14 protein-coding genes are annotated in these 17,489 nt (G+C 30.0%); 13 read left to right on the top strand and 1 reads right to left on the bottom strand.

Going from position 1 to position 17,489, the window contains the following annotated elements; translation table 11 throughout:
• Positions 1 to 123: 123 nt before the first annotated feature.
• The 13 genes from guaA (at position 124) to hslO (ending at position 16,087) form a co-directional block, all read left to right on the top strand.
• On the top strand, positions 124 to 1,662 hold the full coding sequence (gene guaA / locus HPRAE_RS08235) for a glutamine-hydrolyzing GMP synthase (RefSeq protein ID WP_014553760.1): 1,539 nt from the start codon (positions 124 to 126) through the stop codon (positions 1,660 to 1,662).
• A gap of 23 nt (positions 1,663 to 1,685) precedes the next feature.
• Positions 1,686 to 1,982, top strand: coding sequence for a YerC/YecD family TrpR-related protein (locus tag HPRAE_RS08230; protein ID WP_014553759.1), 297 nt, complete (start codon positions 1,686 to 1,688; stop codon positions 1,980 to 1,982).
• A gap of 54 nt (positions 1,983 to 2,036) precedes the next feature.
• Entirely contained in the window at positions 2,037 to 3,269 is a 1,233-nt protein-coding gene (locus HPRAE_RS08225) for a hypothetical protein (protein ID WP_014553758.1), read from the top strand.
• 187 nt (positions 3,270 to 3,456) lie between these two features.
• Entirely contained in the window at positions 3,457 to 4,854 is a 1,398-nt protein-coding gene (locus tag HPRAE_RS08220; protein ID WP_014553757.1) for an NAD(P)/FAD-dependent oxidoreductase, read from the top strand.
• Between the two features lie 256 nt (positions 4,855 to 5,110).
• A complete protein-coding gene (locus tag HPRAE_RS08215) occupies positions 5,111 to 5,572 on the top strand; it encodes a redoxin domain-containing protein (RefSeq protein WP_014553756.1) in 462 nt (153 codons plus the stop codon).
• Between the two features lie 243 nt (positions 5,573 to 5,815).
• Positions 5,816 to 6,295, top strand: coding sequence for a DUF456 domain-containing protein (locus tag HPRAE_RS08210; RefSeq protein WP_014553755.1), 480 nt, complete (start codon positions 5,816 to 5,818; stop codon positions 6,293 to 6,295).
• A 58-nt stretch (positions 6,296 to 6,353) separates the two neighbouring features.
• Positions 6,354 to 8,333 (top strand): UvrD-helicase domain-containing protein, encoded by a 1,980-nt coding sequence (locus HPRAE_RS08205; protein WP_014553754.1) that lies wholly within the window; start codon positions 6,354 to 6,356, stop codon positions 8,331 to 8,333.
• 2 nt (positions 8,334 to 8,335) lie between these two features.
• Entirely contained in the window at positions 8,336 to 10,561 is a 2,226-nt protein-coding gene (locus tag HPRAE_RS08200; RefSeq protein WP_014553753.1) for an ATP-dependent helicase, read from the top strand.
• Positions 10,548 to 11,345, top strand: coding sequence for a PD-(D/E)XK nuclease family protein (locus HPRAE_RS08195; protein ID WP_014553752.1), 798 nt, complete (start codon positions 10,548 to 10,550; stop codon positions 11,343 to 11,345). Before HPRAE_RS08200 ends, HPRAE_RS08195 begins: the two co-directional genes overlap by 14 nt.
• 86 nt (positions 11,346 to 11,431) lie before the next feature.
• Positions 11,432 to 12,019, top strand: a complete 588-nt coding sequence (locus tag HPRAE_RS08190; RefSeq protein WP_014553751.1) for a hypothetical protein — start codon at positions 11,432 to 11,434, stop codon at positions 12,017 to 12,019.
• Between the two features lies 1 nt (position 12,020).
• Positions 12,021 to 14,327 (top strand): single-stranded-DNA-specific exonuclease RecJ, encoded by a 2,307-nt coding sequence (gene recJ, locus HPRAE_RS08185; RefSeq protein ID WP_014553750.1) that lies wholly within the window; start codon positions 12,021 to 12,023, stop codon positions 14,325 to 14,327.
• A 12-nt stretch (positions 14,328 to 14,339) separates the two neighbouring features.
• Positions 14,340 to 15,041: a 2-phosphosulfolactate phosphatase gene (locus tag HPRAE_RS08180; protein ID WP_014553749.1), complete on the top strand. Its 702-nt coding sequence runs from the start codon at positions 14,340 to 14,342 to the stop codon at positions 15,039 to 15,041.
• Positions 15,042 to 15,139: 98 nt separating this feature from the next.
• Positions 15,140 to 16,087, top strand: coding sequence for an Hsp33 family molecular chaperone HslO (gene hslO, locus HPRAE_RS08175; RefSeq protein ID WP_014553748.1), 948 nt, complete (start codon positions 15,140 to 15,142; stop codon positions 16,085 to 16,087).
• A 20-nt stretch (positions 16,088 to 16,107) separates the two neighbouring features.
• Here the strand turns inward: hslO and hflX are convergent, their stop codons facing one another.
• Positions 16,108 to 17,337 carry a GTPase HflX gene (gene hflX, locus HPRAE_RS08170; RefSeq protein ID WP_014553747.1) on the bottom strand — a complete coding sequence of 410 codons (1,230 nt, stop codon included), beginning with the start codon at positions 17,335 to 17,337 and terminating at the stop codon, positions 16,108 to 16,110.
• Between the last annotated feature and the right edge of the window lie 152 nt (positions 17,338 to 17,489).

The raw sequence follows: 17,489 nt of genomic DNA, 5'->3' as shown, positions 1-17,489 counted from the left end.
GCAAAATAATAGGAGGGAGTTTTGGTATTTAAATTTTAAAAAATTATTATCTTTGCTTCAATGCTTGACAAATATGGCAGATTCACTGTATACTTTATTAAATAAAAGTGGAAGGGGAATTAGATGGATTACGATAAAATATTGATTCTTGATTTTGGTGGACAGTATAGTCAATTAATTGCAAGACGAATAAGAGAGTTTAATGTATACTCTATAATTAGAGGTCATAATGTAAAATTAGAAGAAATAAAAGAAATTGATCCAGCAGCTATAATTTTTTCTGGAGGACCTGACAGTGTAACAACAGCTGGAGCGCCTGGTGTTGATCAAGGAGTTTTTGAGCTGGGAATACCTATTTTAGGTATTTGTTATGGAATGCAGTTAATGGCTCAACTCTTAGAAGGTGGAGAAGTAGAAAAAGCTGAACATGGAGAATATGGTAAAGCTGATTTAGAAATTTTTAAAGCTCAGAATTTATTTGAAGAAGTTGATAATCAGTCACAAGCTTGGATGAGTCATGGTGATCATGTAAAAGAAGTACCAAAGGGCTTTGAAATAATTGCTAGAACAGAATTAACATCTGCAGCAGCAATGGCTGATTTCAAAAATAATTTTTATGGAGTTCAATTCCATCCTGAAGTTAATCATACAATTCAGGGTAAAACAATGCTCCATAACTTTTTATTCAAAATTGTTGATGTGAAGGCTAATTGGAATATGGCAGATTATATTGAAGAAGAAATAGCAAGAATAAGAAAACAGGTAGGCCAAGGTAAAGTTATCTGTGGTCTTTCTGGCGGGGTAGACTCTGCAGTTGCATCTGCTATAGTGCATAAAGCTATTGGAGATCAATTAACTTGTATTTTCGTTGATCACGGCTTACTTCGTAAAGGAGAAGCTGAGCAAGTAAAAAGAACTTTTGGCGAAGAATTTAATATTCCTTTAATTTATGTTGATGCTAAAAAAAGATTTTTAGATAGATTAGCTGGAGTTACTGAACCAGAAGCTAAGAGAAAAATAATTGGTGATGAGTTTATTCAAGTCTTTGATGAAGAAGCAGAAAAAATTAAAGATGTAGGTTATTTAGTGCAGGGAACTATTTATTCTGATGTAATCGAAAGTGGTGGAACTGATAAAGCTGCTACTATTAAGAGTCATCATAATGTTGGTGGTTTACCAGAAGAAATGAATCTTGAGTTAGTAGAACCACTGCGCTTTCTTTTTAAAGATGAAGTTAGAAAAATTGGTGAGGTTCTTGGTTTGCCAAAAGAAATTGTTTGGAGACAACCTTTCCCTGGACCTGGACTTGCCATCAGAATTATTGGAGATATCGATTGGGATAAATTGGAAATATTACGAAATGCAGATGCTATTGTCCAAGAAGAAATAAAAGATGCAGGCCTTTACCGTGATATATGGCAGTCATTTGCAGTTTTACCTGATTTAAGAAGTGTAGGAGTTATGGGTGATGAGAGAACTTATGGTTATCCTATTATTTTAAGAGCTGTTAATAGTGATGATGCAATGACAGCAGATTGGGCTAGACTTCCTTATGAGCTACTACAGTCTATTTCTAATAGAATAGTTAATCAGGTGCCAGAAGTAAATAGAGTTGTTTACGATATTACTTCTAAACCACCTGGAACTATAGAATGGGAGTAATTATCAGGAAAGAGGTGTAAACTTTGTCCCGCAATATCAAGGATGAATTTACTGATCAATTATTTGAGGCTATTTTAAAACTTGAAACTAAAGCAGAATGTTATGACTTTTTTCAAGATGTAGCAACAATTTCTGAGATTAAAGCTTTAGGCCAACGGCTGGAAGTAGCCAGAATGCTTAAAGAAGGCTATACTTATGATCATATTGTAGCCGAAACTGGGGTAAGTACTGCAACAATTAGTCGAGTTAAACGTTCATTAGAATATGGAGAAGATGGTTATAATTTAATTTTAGCTCGTTTAAACAAAAATAGTAATTAATAAGAAGAGGCTAATTTTAGCCTCTTCTTATTAAAAACAAAAAAGGGGATAAAGATGAAAAAAATATTATTAATATTATTAATTATTAGTACAATTATTTTAACAACAGCGTTTAATGCCTCTGCCGCTTTAGATGCTGAAGCAATTGGAATGGGAGATAATTTCTCTACTATGACAGGTGAGTCAGCTTATTATTCTAACCCAGCTGGACTTGCTTTAAGAGCAAATAATTTTGCTGTAAAAGCAAATTTTGGGCTTTCTATTTGGAATAATGTTTTTGAAAACAGTGAGTTTTCTCAAGATGAAATTGAAAGTAAATTAACCGGAGAAGATCTGATATTAGCTGGACAATCAGCTGCCGGCACTCAGTTTTATTATAAAAACTTTGCTCTTGCAGTAAATGCTAGAGGAGAGGGAATGCTGGAAGCTGATAGTGATATAGCTGAAATTATAACTGGAGATACTCCAGAAATAAGTTTAGATGCTCTGCGTGATAAAGGCAAGGTTACGGCTGAATTTGGTGAAACTAAAGGTGGTGCTGCTGCTACAACAGATGTATCTTTAAGTTATGCCCGTGAGATTTTTAATGAGTGGTCTCAGAATTCTAAGAATGTAGAAGGCTTGTATTTTGGTGCAACTTATCACTATTTAGAAGGAGATATTTATGAATTTGATGGTGATAATGGAAGTATAACTGCAGAATTAGACGGCAATAAGGTCAAATATTCTGGGGGCGCAAAATTTTATACTAATGAAGCTGAAGATGCAAGTGGAGATGCTTTTGACTTTGGTTTAGCATTAAAGACTAAAGGGGATTATACTTTTGCTTTTAGTGCCCTGAATATTGGTGAACTTTCTGCAAATCAATATATAAAAGATGGAAAAGAATACACCCCTAATAAAGATTCGATTAAGGAAACAAATATAAAGGACACTTTGGTTAAAAAAGAAATCAGCTATAAATTGCCGAGAACATATAGATTGGGATTAAAAAGAGAATATAGTGAAAATACTGTTCTATATGCTGATTATTCTAGGGTAAGCTATGATGGTGGTCAGGATGAAAATATCTATGCACTTGGTAGTGAATTTAGAAGAACTAAATTAATTCCTCTACGTCTGGGAGTTAACTATTCATCTTTAAGAGAAGATGTTGAAATTGCCGCTGGAATGGGTATTCAGATTAGTGATAATTTTAAAATCAATTTAGGAATTGCTGATCTTTTAGCTTTAAGTGACAATGCTAAAGGCGTTAAATTTGGTTTATCTACTTTAATTAGTTTCTAATTAAAGTTATTTTAAAAATTAAATTTATAAAATAAGAGGAGGCCTGTAAAGGGTCTGCTCTTATTTTTTTTTTGAAAAAATTATAATTAAAAGCAGGAATTTAGTATTTAGTCTAGAAACTATAATATTGGTTTGTCTAAAAAATAATATTTAGATTTTATTTTAAAACCTGGAGGTTTAAAAATTAATGACTAAAAAAGATTATGATGTGATTATCATTGGTGCTGGCCCAACTGGAATATTTACAGCAATGGAATTCGTAAAAAAAGAAGCTGATTTAAATATTCTGATTTTAGAAAAAGGAACTGATTTAGAAAAAAGAGTCTGTCCAATGAAAGAAAATCCTGGAATGGGCTGTGTTAACTGTCCCAGCTGCGCTATAGTTTCAGGCTGGGGTGGAGCTGGAGCTTATAGTGATGGTAAACTTTCTCTTTCTCCTGATATTGGTGGCAATCTTGAAAACTATATTGGTCGACAAGAATTAATTGATAATATTTCTTATGCAGATGATATTTATATGGAATTTGGGGCTCCAGATCGTATTTTTGGAGTAGCAGAAGATAAACAGGATGAAATCAGAAAAAAATCTGTTAAAGCGGAATTGAAATTTATTCCAGCTAGATTAAGACATTTAGGTACTGGTTATAGTCAAGTAGTATTACAAAATATGCAGGATTATTTAGCTGAACAGGGAGTCGAAATCAGATTTGGAGTTAATGTCAAAAAATTTATAGTTGAAGATCAAAAAATTGAAGCTGTAAAAACTAAAGCAGGTGAAATAATTTCAGCTAATTATGTAATGACTGCTGCTGGTCGTGAAAATGCAGAATGGCTAACTAATGAGGCTCAGGACTTAGATATTGAAACAGCAATTAATCCAGTTGATATTGGAGTCCGAGTAGAATGTCCTGCTGCAGTAACCGAATATATGACTGATAACTTGTATGAATCAAAATTAATTTATCATACCCCAACTTTTGATGATAAAGTAAGGACTTTCTGTATGTCCCCATATGGAGAAGTTGTTAGTGAAAATAACCAAGGTTTAATTACTGTTAATGGTCACAGTCATTCTGATATTAAGACTCATAATACAAATTTTGCTTTATTAGTAAGTAAAACTTTTACAGAACCATTCCATGAACCAATTGCTTATGGTAAAGACATTGCTAAATTAGCTAATTTATTGGCTGGAGGAGTTTTAGTTCAGCGTTTAGGTGATTTACTTGAAGGAAGAAGAACAACTGAAGAAAGACTTAAAAGATCAGTAACTGAACCTACTTTAAAAGATGCTACCCCTGGTGATTTATCTCTAGTTTTACCACATCGCCATTTAACAGGAATTATTGAAATGCTAAAAGCTTTAGATAAAATAACTCCAGGAATTTATGGTAGAGATACTTTGCTTTATGGAGTAGAAGTTAAGTTTTATTCCTCAAGATTAAAAGTTGATAATAATTTAGAAAGTAAAATTGAAAACTTATTTTTTGGTGGAGATGGTGCTGGAATAACTAGAGGTTTAATGCAGGCTTCAGTTTCTGGAATAGTTATTGCTCGCTCTATTTTGAAAAAACTAAAAAAATAATAAATTTATTTAAAAATATATTAAAATTTATTTAACAAAGTCCTAAGTCATCCCTTCTAGTATTCAAAACAGCTAAAATCTGTTTTTACTGGGAGGGATTTTGTATTATTTGCTATTTTTATTTTTAGAAAATTAAAATTTAAATTAAATAATTTAGATAATTGTTAAATTTTAACTTGATATTTATTCTCAATAGCTATACAATATTAATTAGTTGATAACTCAAGTTTAATTTATTTAACAGGAGGTATAATAAATGAAATTCAAAAAAGGTCAAAAAATTCCAGAATTTAGTTTAGAAGATCATAATGATCAAGAAATTAGTTTAGCTGAATTTGAAGGTAAAAATATATTATTATCCTTTCATCCATTTGCTTGGACAAGTGTTTGTCGCAACCAAATGGAAGCTTTAGAAGAAAATTACGAAGAGTTTGATAAAAATAATACTGTACCACTGGGAATTAGTATTGATCCGATGCCAGCTAAAAAAGCCTGGGCACGTGATATGGGACTTAAGAAATTAAGTTTATTATCTGATTTTTGGCCTCATGGAGAATTAGCCTCAAAACTTGGTATTTTTATAGATAAGATAGGAACTTCTGGTCGAGTTAATATCTTAGTTGATGATCAGGGTGAAGTCCTTTGGGCCAAAGAATATGATATTTCAGAATTACCTGATATAGAAGAAGTATTAGAAGCAGCAGCTGATAATGCTTAATTATTTAGATTGAGTTTATTTTAGACTGTTATTCAGTAATAAATAGAATAAAAAGTTCACAGCTAATTTATTCTAATAATAAGAGCAAGTAGAGACCCTGGGATATTTATCTTCAGGGTTTTTTGCTTGCTCTTTGTAATTTGTGTTATAATTAATTTTAAGCTCTAAACTGTAGCAATAAGATTTATGATTTAAATTATTAAAATAAAGTTAAATTTGATAATAGATAGGAGAGAATAAAAATTGGATATTTTTTTAGTTATTTTAATTTCAATTTTATTTATAGTTGAAATAACAGCTATATTTTTACCAGTACTTCCAGATTCAATTTTCTTCTGGTCAGCAGTGATCTTATATCGGTTAATTAAAACAAATCTTAACTATTCAACTTCTTTTTTGTTAGGAGCAGTTTTGATTACAATACTTATTTTTCTAGCAGATTATTTAGCTAATGCATATTTTATTCAAAAAAATGGTGGAGATTTTAAAACAATTGTAGTCTCAGTTATCGGAATGGTTTTTGGTAGTCTTTTTTTGGGACCTTTAGGTTTCATACTTGGTCCTTTTGTCTTTATTTTTATAGTTCAATATTGGCAGAGTAAAGACAAGAAAAACTCATTTAAATTAGCTGCAGCTAGTATTTTTGCTTTTTTAGCCAGTACAGCAGCTAGATTAGGAATGCAGTTATTTTTAATGATTTGGTTTTTTATTGAAATATATTAAGTTCTGCTTTTAAAAATATTTTTGCTCAGCTGCAAAATTAAAAGAAGGAGGTTTTTAGATGTATAAGATTTACAGTGGTAATACTGGTAGTGGGAAAACAAGCAAATTAAAAGCAGAATATGAGAACTTAGCTGCTGAAAAAGGCAGTGAAAAAATATTATTATTTTTAAATTCTGCGCGTTCCGTAAGCCAATTTAGAGAAGAAATAGATTTAAAATTATTAGGTAATTTAAATATCTATACATATTTTGGTTTTGTTAATCAGCAGTTAAATAAACACTGGCCTGCAGTAGAAAGAAAATATAGTGGTGAAAATCAATTAATTGAGCCTACTTTTATGAATATCGAAACTTCTCATTTTTTGATGAGCAATTATGTTGCTAAATACCGTAAAGATAAAGCCTATTTTCGCAGTATTAAGGCCAGACCAGTTCAAATTGCTGTTCAATTAATTGATAATTTAAATCTGGCTGCTTTTAATATGTTAAATTTTAAAGAACTTAAACAGCGTTTACTTAGCTGGACTAAAAAAGATGAAGAAAGAAAAAAATATGCTGAGCAGTCAATAGAAATAATGAAAACCTTTAGAAATTTTTCTTTTAATTACCGTTTATTTGATTATTCAGCTGCAATAACTTTATTTAATAAATATTTATTAGCAGATAAAGCTTATTTAGTTAAATTAAAAAATAAATATGACTATTTATTAGTAGATGATTTAGAAAAACTAGTTCCAGCTGGTCAAAATCTGGTTAAAAAATTAAGCAAAAATCAGATTAAAGGTATTTTTACTTTTAACGAAAGTGGAGGATTTAATCGTTTTTTTGGTGGTAATCCTGCTGCAGCCAAAAAACTTTTTTTTGAGAATGAAGCTCAGATAATACAAATGGAAAAAAATTATACAGCAGCTGAAGCAAGTAAAGGATTAGCTGGAGAAATTAAAAATGTTGTGCAAAAAAGAAAATCTAATTTAGTTCAATCTTCCTTATTATTAGAAGAAATAGATAGTGAGTTAAGGGGAGAAATGCTAATTAAAGTTGGTAAAAAAATTATTTCTTTATTAGAAAAAGGTGTTAAGCCTGATCAGATTGCTATTATCTCACCTAAGATAGATAAAGTTTTGAGTTTTAGTTTAAAACAAATCTTAAAACAAAAAGGCTATCAATTAAGTAATTTTAATCGTTCTAAAAGATTAATAGATATTCCCTTTGCTAGAGCTCTTTTAATTTTATATCTTTTCTATTGTCGGCGGACTAATATTGTTGGAGTGTCTTCTCTCCAACAGGCTTTATCTTTGTTATTAGAGCTTGATCCACTGCGTTCATATCTTTTAGCAGAAGAAATAGCTGCTTCCGGGATGAAATTAATTGATCTTGACCAGAGTGGTTTAAGAGAAAAAATAAATTTTCAAGCAGCTGAAAAATATGATTATTTAAAAGAATGGCTCCAGGATAAAAAGGAAGATAATTTAGAAATCGAAGTTTTTTTTCAACTTGTTTTTAGTGAAGTTTTAGCACCTTTAAATCCTTCTCAAGAAGACATTTTTGCCTGTAGACAAATGATTGAATCAGTTGCTCGTTTTCAGCAGGCAGTGGAAAATTTTCATCAAGAAAAAGATGATTTAAGTGAGCGTTATATTAATATGATTTATGAAGGTACTTTAGCTGCTGAAACATTATTTAAAGGTCAGGAAAAAGAAGCAGGAGTAATTTTAGCTTCACCCTATAAATTTTTATTTTCACCAGAGCTAGCTGGAGTAGATTATTTATTTTTACTTGATATTTCCAGTAGTGATTGGATGCAGAGTATTGCTAAAGAATTAGTGAATCCCTATATTTATACTGAACAATGGCAGCAGGAAAATGATTGGGATGATTTTCTTGATCAAAAAATTAGATTAAATCAATTAAGTGACTTTTTAATTAGTTTAATTTATAAAGTAAAAAAAGGAATTTATATAGCAGATAGTTTTTTAAACAGCAGTGGTAAAGAGCAGGAAGGACCTCTTTATCGTTGGCTTGATGTGAGAGGAGACTAAGAATGAATTTTAAACCTAGACCAGGACAAAAAGAAGTTTTAGAGTATCGCGGCGGCCAGCTTGCAGTACCTGCAGTTCCAGGAGCAGGAAAAACAACTGTATTGGCTCATTTAGCTGCAGAATTAATTGCCTCTGAATTAGAAAATAATCAAAAATTATTAATAGTTACTTATATGAATTCGGCAGTCGCTAATTTTAGACAGCGGATTGGTGATTTTTTGGCAGCTAAAGGATTGCCAAGGAGTCGAGGTTATAGTGTCAAAACTCTACATTCACTTGCTTTACAAATTATTAAGGAAAAACCTGAGGCTAGATTAATTAATCAAGATTTTGAGTTGATTGAGGCTGGCAGGCGTTATCGCTGGATTAAAGATTTATCCCGAAAATGGGCAGGAGAAAATGGAGATCTATTAAAGCAGTTTTTTAATTTGGAGCAAAATAGTTATAAATTCGATAAATATTTAAAAAAATGGAAAGAAGATGATTTTCCTGCTTTTGTAGCTTCTATGATTTCTTATTTTAAGTTAAAACTTTTAGCTGGTGAAGAATTGAAAAATATGGTTAAATATTCTAATTTAAAAGCTGCTAATATTTTAACTCCTGCTGCTGAAATATTTTCGGAATATGAATTTAGGCTGGCCCAGGCTGGATTATTAGACTTTGATGATTTAGTTCAGCAGAGTTTAAAAATGTTAAAAGAAGATCCTGAATTTGCTGAGCGGATTGGTTCAAATTATGCTTTTGTTTTTGAAGATGAAGCCCAAGATTCCAATCAGGCTCAGGAAGAGATGTTATATCTTTTAGCCGGTAAAGACAATAATTTAGTTCGAGTTGGAGATAGTAATCAGGCTATTACAGGGACTTTTACCCTCTCTGATCCTGATATATTTCGCAGTTATTGTAAAAAAGAAGCTGTAAAAGTAGAAACTATGGCAGTTTCGAGCCGCAGCAGCCAAGATATTATTGATTTAGCTAATTATTTAGTTGACTGGAGTCAAAAAGAATTTTCTGAAAGAGAAATTGAACCTTTAGAAAAAAAATATATTCAAGCAACTGCCGCTGATGATCCAGCTCCAAATCCGAAGGTTAGTGGTTATCGAATTGGAAATAAAGCTTTTAAAGATTGGAAAACTGAAAAGAAGTTTATAGCTAGACAGGCTTTACGGAAGGCTTTAGAAGATAATAAGGAAACAACAGCTATCTTAATGCCTACTGGCTGGCAATTAGAAGAGCTGGCCCGAGAAATTAATAATTTAGGGGGAGAATTTCAATTAGCTGGCAGTAGTTCTAAAGATGTTTTTTTAACAGAATTAGAGGTTGTTTTAAAGTTTTTAACATCTCCTGCTGCTTCTGAAAATTTAAAATTACTTTTTGTTGAAATTTTTCAAAAAGAAGATTTAGATTTAGTTCAACTTTTAGAAGACCTTTTAGCAGAAAAAGATAATCAAGATCTTATTTTCCCTTTATCAGGACTTAATCGAGATAATTTTAGACTTGAATTTAAAAAAAGAGCAGCTTTTGAACCATTATTTAAAAGTCTAGTTCAGCTTCAAGGTTGGCTTGAAGCTTCAATGGAATTACCACCAGATGAATTAGTTTTGTTTTTAGCTGAAAGATTAAAATTAAGTGGTAAAAAATTGGCTCTAGCTCAAAATTTAGCTTTAGAATTTGGTAGGCTTTTAAATGAAAATCCGGGCTGGAGATTAGATCAATTAACTGCTGAACTGCCAGAAATTAGAGACAGGATTAAACAATTTGCAGAGACTTTAACTGAAATGGAAGGTTTTGAATCTAAACCAGATCAAGTAACTCTTTCGACTTTGCATAAAGCTAAAGGTATGGAATGGGATACTGTTTTTATTGGCAGCCTAACTTCAAGTCATTTTCAGCATGATAATGATGATTATTTTATGGGAGAAAAATTTTATTTAAATGAAGAAATTAAAAATCCTAAAGCATCTGCCAGAGCTGAACTGGAATATATTTTAAATGAAAAAAAAGAGAGAAATGTAGATTATAAAGCAAGACAAAAACTAATTGCTGAAAGAGTGCGTTTGCTTTATGTAGGTTTGACCAGAGCTCGTAAAAATCTGTTTTTAAGTACTCATTTAAAAAAAGGAAATTGGGATAAAGAGCCAGCTTTTATGTTTAAAGCCTTAGCAGAGTTTATTAAAAAAAATCAAAAAAAAGAAGTAAAAAAGGGGAGGGACATAAATGGCAGCCAATAATTTGGCAGCACTTTATTTTTCACAATCAGCTCTTTCAATTTTTAACGATTGTCGGCGTCGTTTTCGCTATCGCTATTTAGATGGTCTTTATTGGCCAGCAGAATGGGGAATGAATGAGGAGGTAAAAAAAGATTTAAAACAAGGAAGTCAGTTTCACCTTTTAGCTGAGCGTTATTATAGTCAGACACTTGGTCAAACAGTACTTAATTCAAAGCCACTGCTGCAAAGTTGGCTAAATAGGTTAAGAAAATTTTCGGAAGCTAAAAATGTAGTTTCTGCTGAACAAGAACTTCGCTTGCAAGTAGGGAATTTAAAATTATTAGCTAAATATGATCTTTTAAAATATAATGAATTAGAAAATAAATTTTTAATTTTTGACTGGAAAACAGATAAAAAAAGTCTTTATCAAAAAGATATTCAAAATTCAATGCAGAGTCGTTTTTACTTATATCTATTAGTTGAAGCTGGTTATCAATATTTTAAAAATAATTATAAATTAGAAAAAATGCCAGAGCTTATTTATTGGAATCCTCGTTATCCTAAGCAAAAAGTTCAGATTAAATATAAAGAAGCAGAATTTGAAAAGGATAAAAATTATTTTAAAAAATTGATTAATCAAATTTTAGCTGAAAAAGACTTTGCTTTAACTACTGATTTAAATAAATGTAGATTTTGTGAATATAGACCCATTTGTAGAGATAAAAAGACAGAAACTAAAACAATAATTGAAGAAGATCTAGACTTAAACCTTGATTGGGAAGCAATTGAAGAAATAGAATTTTAAAAAATATGATTATAGTTGCAAAAAGTAAAAATATTAAGGTGAGGTGAGTTTTTATAGAATAAATTAAAAAAATTTATTCTCAAATAATGTTTGAGTATCAAAAAGATTATGAACTTCGTTATATTTATCATACAAATCAGAGAAATGATGCCTATTTAATTGAAATGAAATTAGATAAGTATAGTGACCTTTTTAATAGCTGGGATGGGGCTGAGCTTGATCGAAAAGAGTTAGCACCAGAGCTAAGTGATTTTTTGGCAAGAGCTAGTTATGAACTACCTTTAAAAGAAAAAGTGGAGCTTTGTTTTTATTTACCTCGAAAAGAAAAAAACAAAAAATTAGAGGCAGATGTAAAGGCCACTATTAAAAATAATTTTAGAATGCGCCAATTTTTTATTGATCAGAATTTAAAAGAGAATCATAAAAAAACAGCTATTTATATTATAATGGGAATTTTATTCTTGATTATGGCTTATTTAATTCCAGAAAATCAAGATTTATCAATTTTAATTTCATTATTAATGGAGGGATTATTTGTAGGTGGCTGGATATTTTTGTGGGAAGCCTTATCAATTTTTTTCTTTGGCAGTAGCAAATTAAAAAATAAGAAAAAAAGATATTTTCGTTATCTTAATTCAGATATAGTATTTAAATATAGAGAGCGAGAGAACTAAAATGAAAATAAAAAAAGCAAAAGAATCTAAAGCTAAAAAAGAATTAGTTGAATATTTAGGCAATCAAAAAATAGCTTCTTTAGCAGAAAAAAGAGGCTTAAATACTAAAGAAAAATTGATTAATTTTATTGATACTAATCAATATTCTGCTTTTAATATATTTGATTTTCCTCAAATCAAAGAATGTGTAGCTTTTATTTTAGCTCATATTAAACAGGGAAGTAGAATTTTAATTTATGGAGACTATGATGTAGATGGAATTACCTCTACTTCTATTTTATTTGGTGCTTTAAGTTCTTTAACTAAAAATATAGATTATCATATTCCAGATCGTTTTAAAGAAGGTTATGGACTGAACAAAGAAGTTTTAGCTTCTTATAAATCTAAAGTAGACTTGGTTATTAGTTGTGACTGTGGGATTAGTAATTATCAAGAAGTTGAATTCGCTAAAAAAAATGGAATAGATTTTGTAGTTACAGACCACCATGATCTGCCTAATAAATTACCACCAGCTGATTATGTGATTTCTCCTCGACTGCTTCCAGAAGATCATCAGGCTTATTGGCTACCAGGAGCTGGTATGGCTTACTTTTTAATTAAGGCAGTATTTAAAAAATTAGGGAGAGAAGGTGAGGAAAAAGAATTTCTAGATCTTTTATTGCTGGCAATTATAGCTGATGTAGTGCCACTTAAAGGTGAAAATCGTTATTTATTTAAAACTGGATTAAAAAAATTACAAAATACAAATCGAATTGGTTTAAAGGCTCTTTATAATGAACTTGAAATTAATCCACTAGAAATTAATGAAAAAACTTTAGGATTTCAAATTGGTCCTTTATTAAATTCTGCTGGCAGAGTTGATAAAGCAAGCAAAGGAGTAGAATTATTACTGGCTCAAGCTAAAGATAAAGCTGCAGGATTAGCAGCAGAATTAAAACAGATAAATCAATATCGAAAAGAAATTAGTCAAAGAATTTATTTAGAAATTGATCAACAACTTGATTCACAGCAGCAACAGGCAGTAATCGCCTATAACTCTGATTGGCATCAAGGAGTTATTGGAATTGCAGCAGGTAGAATTAGTGAAAATTATCAAGTTCCAGCAGTTTTAATGACTTCAAATCCTGAAAGTGGTTTAATAACTGGTTCAGCTAGGTCAATTGAGAATATAAATATTAACCAGTTAATCTCTGAATGTTCTGATCTTTTAGAAAAAAATGGTGGACATGCAGCTGCAGCAGGTTTTTCTTTGAAAAAAGATAGACTAGAAAAATTCAAATTAAGATTACAGCGTTTAATTGATCAAAAACTGAAGAAAATTGATTCAGAAATAGAAATTAAAACTGATTTAAAGCTTGAATTAGCAGAGATCACAGAAAATTTTTATCAGAAATTAAGACTTTTTGCACCTTTTGGTGAAGGAAATCCAGAACCACTTTTTTATTTAGAAACTAATATTTTAAGCAGCCGCGAAATATCTGCGGGTCGACATAAAAAATTAATTCTGGGAACAGAATCTGACAAAATAACTGCTCTTTGGTGGTGGGCTGGAGAAATAGAAAAAAATAAAAGTCAGCAAATAGCTGCTCATTTAACTGAAAATATTTATCGAGGTAATAAGAGTTTACAACTTGAAATTAAAGCATTAGCAAATTTAAAGACTAAAGCTAAAACTAAAAAAGTATCAACAAAAAGTTCAAGCAAGTTTAACTTAGTCGATTGGCGTCATCAAGATATTTCTGAACTAAAAGCAAGTTTGAAAAATACTGCTTATTTTGCTGAAGGTCTTTTAGATTACAATTTCTATCCTTTAATTAATAGAAATTATTATATGCAAACAGAGAATTTAGTTTTAATTACAATTCCTCCTTCTTTTTCTATTTTAAAAGAGATTTTAATTGTAACTGGAGCTGAGACTTTAATTTTAACTAAAAATGAAAATAATTTTTTTAATTTAAAAACATTTGTTAAGAAGTTATTAGCTTTAGTTAAATATAGTTTAAATAATAAAAATTCTATATTCAAATTAATTGAAGCAGCTATTTTATTAGAAGTAACAGAAATAACAATTAAAAGAGGTTTAGAATTTTTAGAAGCTAAGGGAATTATTAGTTTTGAATATATTTCTTATCAAGAAGTGCTTTTAGCAAAAGGTGGCAGTAAAGAGCCAGGTCAGGCAAATATAAGCAGCAGGAATTTAAAAAGGTTATTAAAAGAAAATATTGCTTTTAGAAATTTTATACAAAATAAAGAACTAAAAAAAATAAAATTAAGTTTAAATTCTAATTTAAGTTATAAATTTAAATAAAGGGTGAAGAAAATGAAAATAAAAAAATTAAAATTTTTAGAAGGTGCTCAAAAAGCTCAAGGTTTAACAGTAATTATAGATGTTTTTCGAGCTTATACCACTGCAGCTTATCTTTTTTCTAAAAAGGCAAATGAAATTTTTATTGTGAGTCAAATTAAAACTGCTAAAAATTTAAAAAAGAAGTTAGAAGCACCTATCTTAATTGGAGAAAGACAAGGAATAAAATTAAAAGAATTTGATTTTAATAACTCACCATTTTTTATTTCCCGGGAAAACTTTTTTAATAAAGAAATTATTTTAAGTACAAGTGCTGGAACAAAAGGGATTATTGCTGCAGAAAATGCAGATAAGATTTTAACTGGAAGTTTTGTTAATCTTAAAGCTACTGCAGATTATATTAAAAATCAGAATCCAGCTGTTGTTTCTTTAGTTGCAATGGGAAATAATGGGACCACTAAAGCCGATGAAGATGAACTCTATGCCCAAGAATTAGAAAAATTATTAAAAGGTAAAGAGACTTTGACTCAAAATCAAATAAAAGATAAACTAAGAAGTCCAGCTGGAGATAGATTTTTTAATAAAAAAACTCAGTCAGAAATGCCAAAAGAGGATTTTGAATACTGTTTAAAAATAAATAAATTCAATTTTATAATTGAGGCAGTTAAAAAAGAAAATGATATTTATCAGTTAAAAAGGAAAGCGATGGATGAATAAAAAAATTTGACTTTAGAACTCATTTTAATAAAATAATGTATGGATAAATAAAGTATGTATTTATATTTTGAAGACAATTAATTTGGAGGAGATTTTAAATGGATGATTATTTAATTAGAGCAATAACAACAAATAAGGAAATTAGAGCCTTAGCTGTTAAATCAACAGATGTTGTCAGAGAAGCCCAACAAAGACATCAAACGACCCCAGTTGCTACTGCAGCTTTAGGAAGAGTAATCACAGGTGCTTTACTGACAGGTTCCTTGGTTAAATCTGGTGATGAAATAGTACTTAAAATAAAAGGTAGTGGTCCTGCTGGTAAGATAGTTGCAGATGCAAATCAAAAAGGAGAAGTAAGAGGTTATATAGCAAATCCGAATCTTGATTTATATCAAAAAGAATCTGGTAAGCTCGATGTGGCAAAGGCTGTTGGGGCGGGAGAATTATCTTTAACCAAAATTATGAGAATGAAAGAGCCATATACTGGTAATGTTCCTTTAGTTTCAGGAGAAATAGGTGAAGATTTGACTTATTATTTTACTGCTTCAGAACAGGTTCCTTCGGCAGTTGGTTTAGGTGTTTTAGTAGATACTGATTTAAGTGTTAAGGCTGCTGGTGGCTTTATTATTCAATTATTACCAGATGCTTCTGAAGAAACAATTGAGATTTTAGAAAATAATCTTAGTAAACTTAGTTCAGTTAGTAAATTAATTGAAGCTGGTAAAACTCCAGAAGAATTGTTAGAAGAACTTTTTGGGGATATGGATTATAGAATAATGGCTAGAAAAGATGTTAAATTTAAGTGCCGTTGTAGTCGTGAGAGAAGTTATGAGTTGATAGCTGGTTTAGGTACAGAAGAGATAAAATCGACTTTAGCAGAACAAGGAGAAATCGAAGTTAGATGTCATTTTTGTAATAAAAATTATAAATTCGAAAAAAAGGAAATAGAAAAATTATTAGCAGAATTAGAATTAAAAGCAAAAGGGATTCCAGAAGTTGATACAGCACAAATTTTGATAGATGAAAATAAAGAAAATAAAAATTAACTAATATTATAGCAGAGAAATTAAGCTTCTCTGCTATATTTTTTTAGTTTATTAGCCATTATTTTGGGAACTAAAGCTTTTAAATAAATATTATTTTTTTGATATTTTTCTTGATAAACTTGAGCCTGGTTATGAATTTTTTCTACCCAATTAGCTTTTTCATAGGGTAGATCTAATTCTATTTCTATCATTTCTGATTTTATAACTTCATTTAGCTTATCTATTATAGATTCAATATTAATCTTTTTTAAAGCTGAAATAAATATTGAATTTGGATAAATAATTTTGAAATCAGCTAGTTTAGATTTCTTAATTAAATCAATTTTATTAAAAACTTTTATAACTTTTGCTTTTGATTTTTTTAACTTTCTTATTTCTTGATTTACAATTTTAATATTTTTTTCTATGTCTGAATTGGAAGCATCAATTAAATGGAGTATAAGATCAGCATTTTCTATTTCTTCTAAAGTAGTTCTAAAAGAAGCAATGAGTTGATGTGGTAATTTACTAATAAAACCTACTGTATCACTTATTATAATATTTTGTCCAACAGGTAATTCAAATTTGCGCATAGTAGAATCTAAAGTAGCAAATAATTTATCAGCAGTATAGCTATTTGCAGCCGCCAAATTATTAATTAGAGTTGATTTACCAGCATTAGTATAACCAACTATTGCTACCATAGGATCTTTGCGATTACTTCTTTGAACTTTTCTACTTGCTTTAATTTCTTTTAAACTTTCTTTTAGACGATGAATCTTTTCTTCAATTCGACGTCTATCAACTTCCAGTTGGCTTTCACCAGGTCCCCGAGTTCCTATCCCTCCAGCCAATCTAGACATTTCAATTCCTCTTCCTTGTAATCTTGGTAGTCTATATTCTAATTGTGCTAATTCTACTTGAATTTTACTTTCACGACTATGAGCATGAAGAGCAAAAATATCTAAGATAACTTGGGAACGGTCAATTACTTTTATTTCTATTTGATCTTCTAAATTTCTTTGTTGAACAGGTGAAAGCTCATTATCAAAAACAATTAGATTAGCCTGAAGAGTTTCAGCAGCATTTTTAATTTCTTTAACTTTACCACTACCAATATAATAGGCAGGATCAATTTTTCGATCATGATAAGTCATTTTTAAAATAGTTTCCGCTCCAGCAGTTTCAACTAAAAGTTCTAGTTCTGTTAATTCTTCTTCTTTTAATCCAACTAGAACTGCCTTTTCTGCTTTTGTTTTTATTTTGTACATTTCATTTTCTTTGTTGATTCGAAATTTATTATTAATATTATCAGCTCCTACTGAAAAATTATAATCTTAAAAAATCGTCTTTATTTTCCTTTATTATAACATTTTTTAAAAAGATATAAAACAGTTTAAAAAAGATAGAAGTCTAAGCTTAT

This window comes from Halanaerobium praevalens DSM 2228, from assembly GCF_000165465.1.
Taxonomy (GTDB): Bacteria; Bacillota; Halanaerobiia; order Halanaerobiales; family Halanaerobiaceae; genus Halanaerobium; species Halanaerobium praevalens.
The sequence above is the reverse complement of the archived record's forward strand: the minus strand, read 5'-3'. Positions and strand labels throughout refer to the sequence as shown.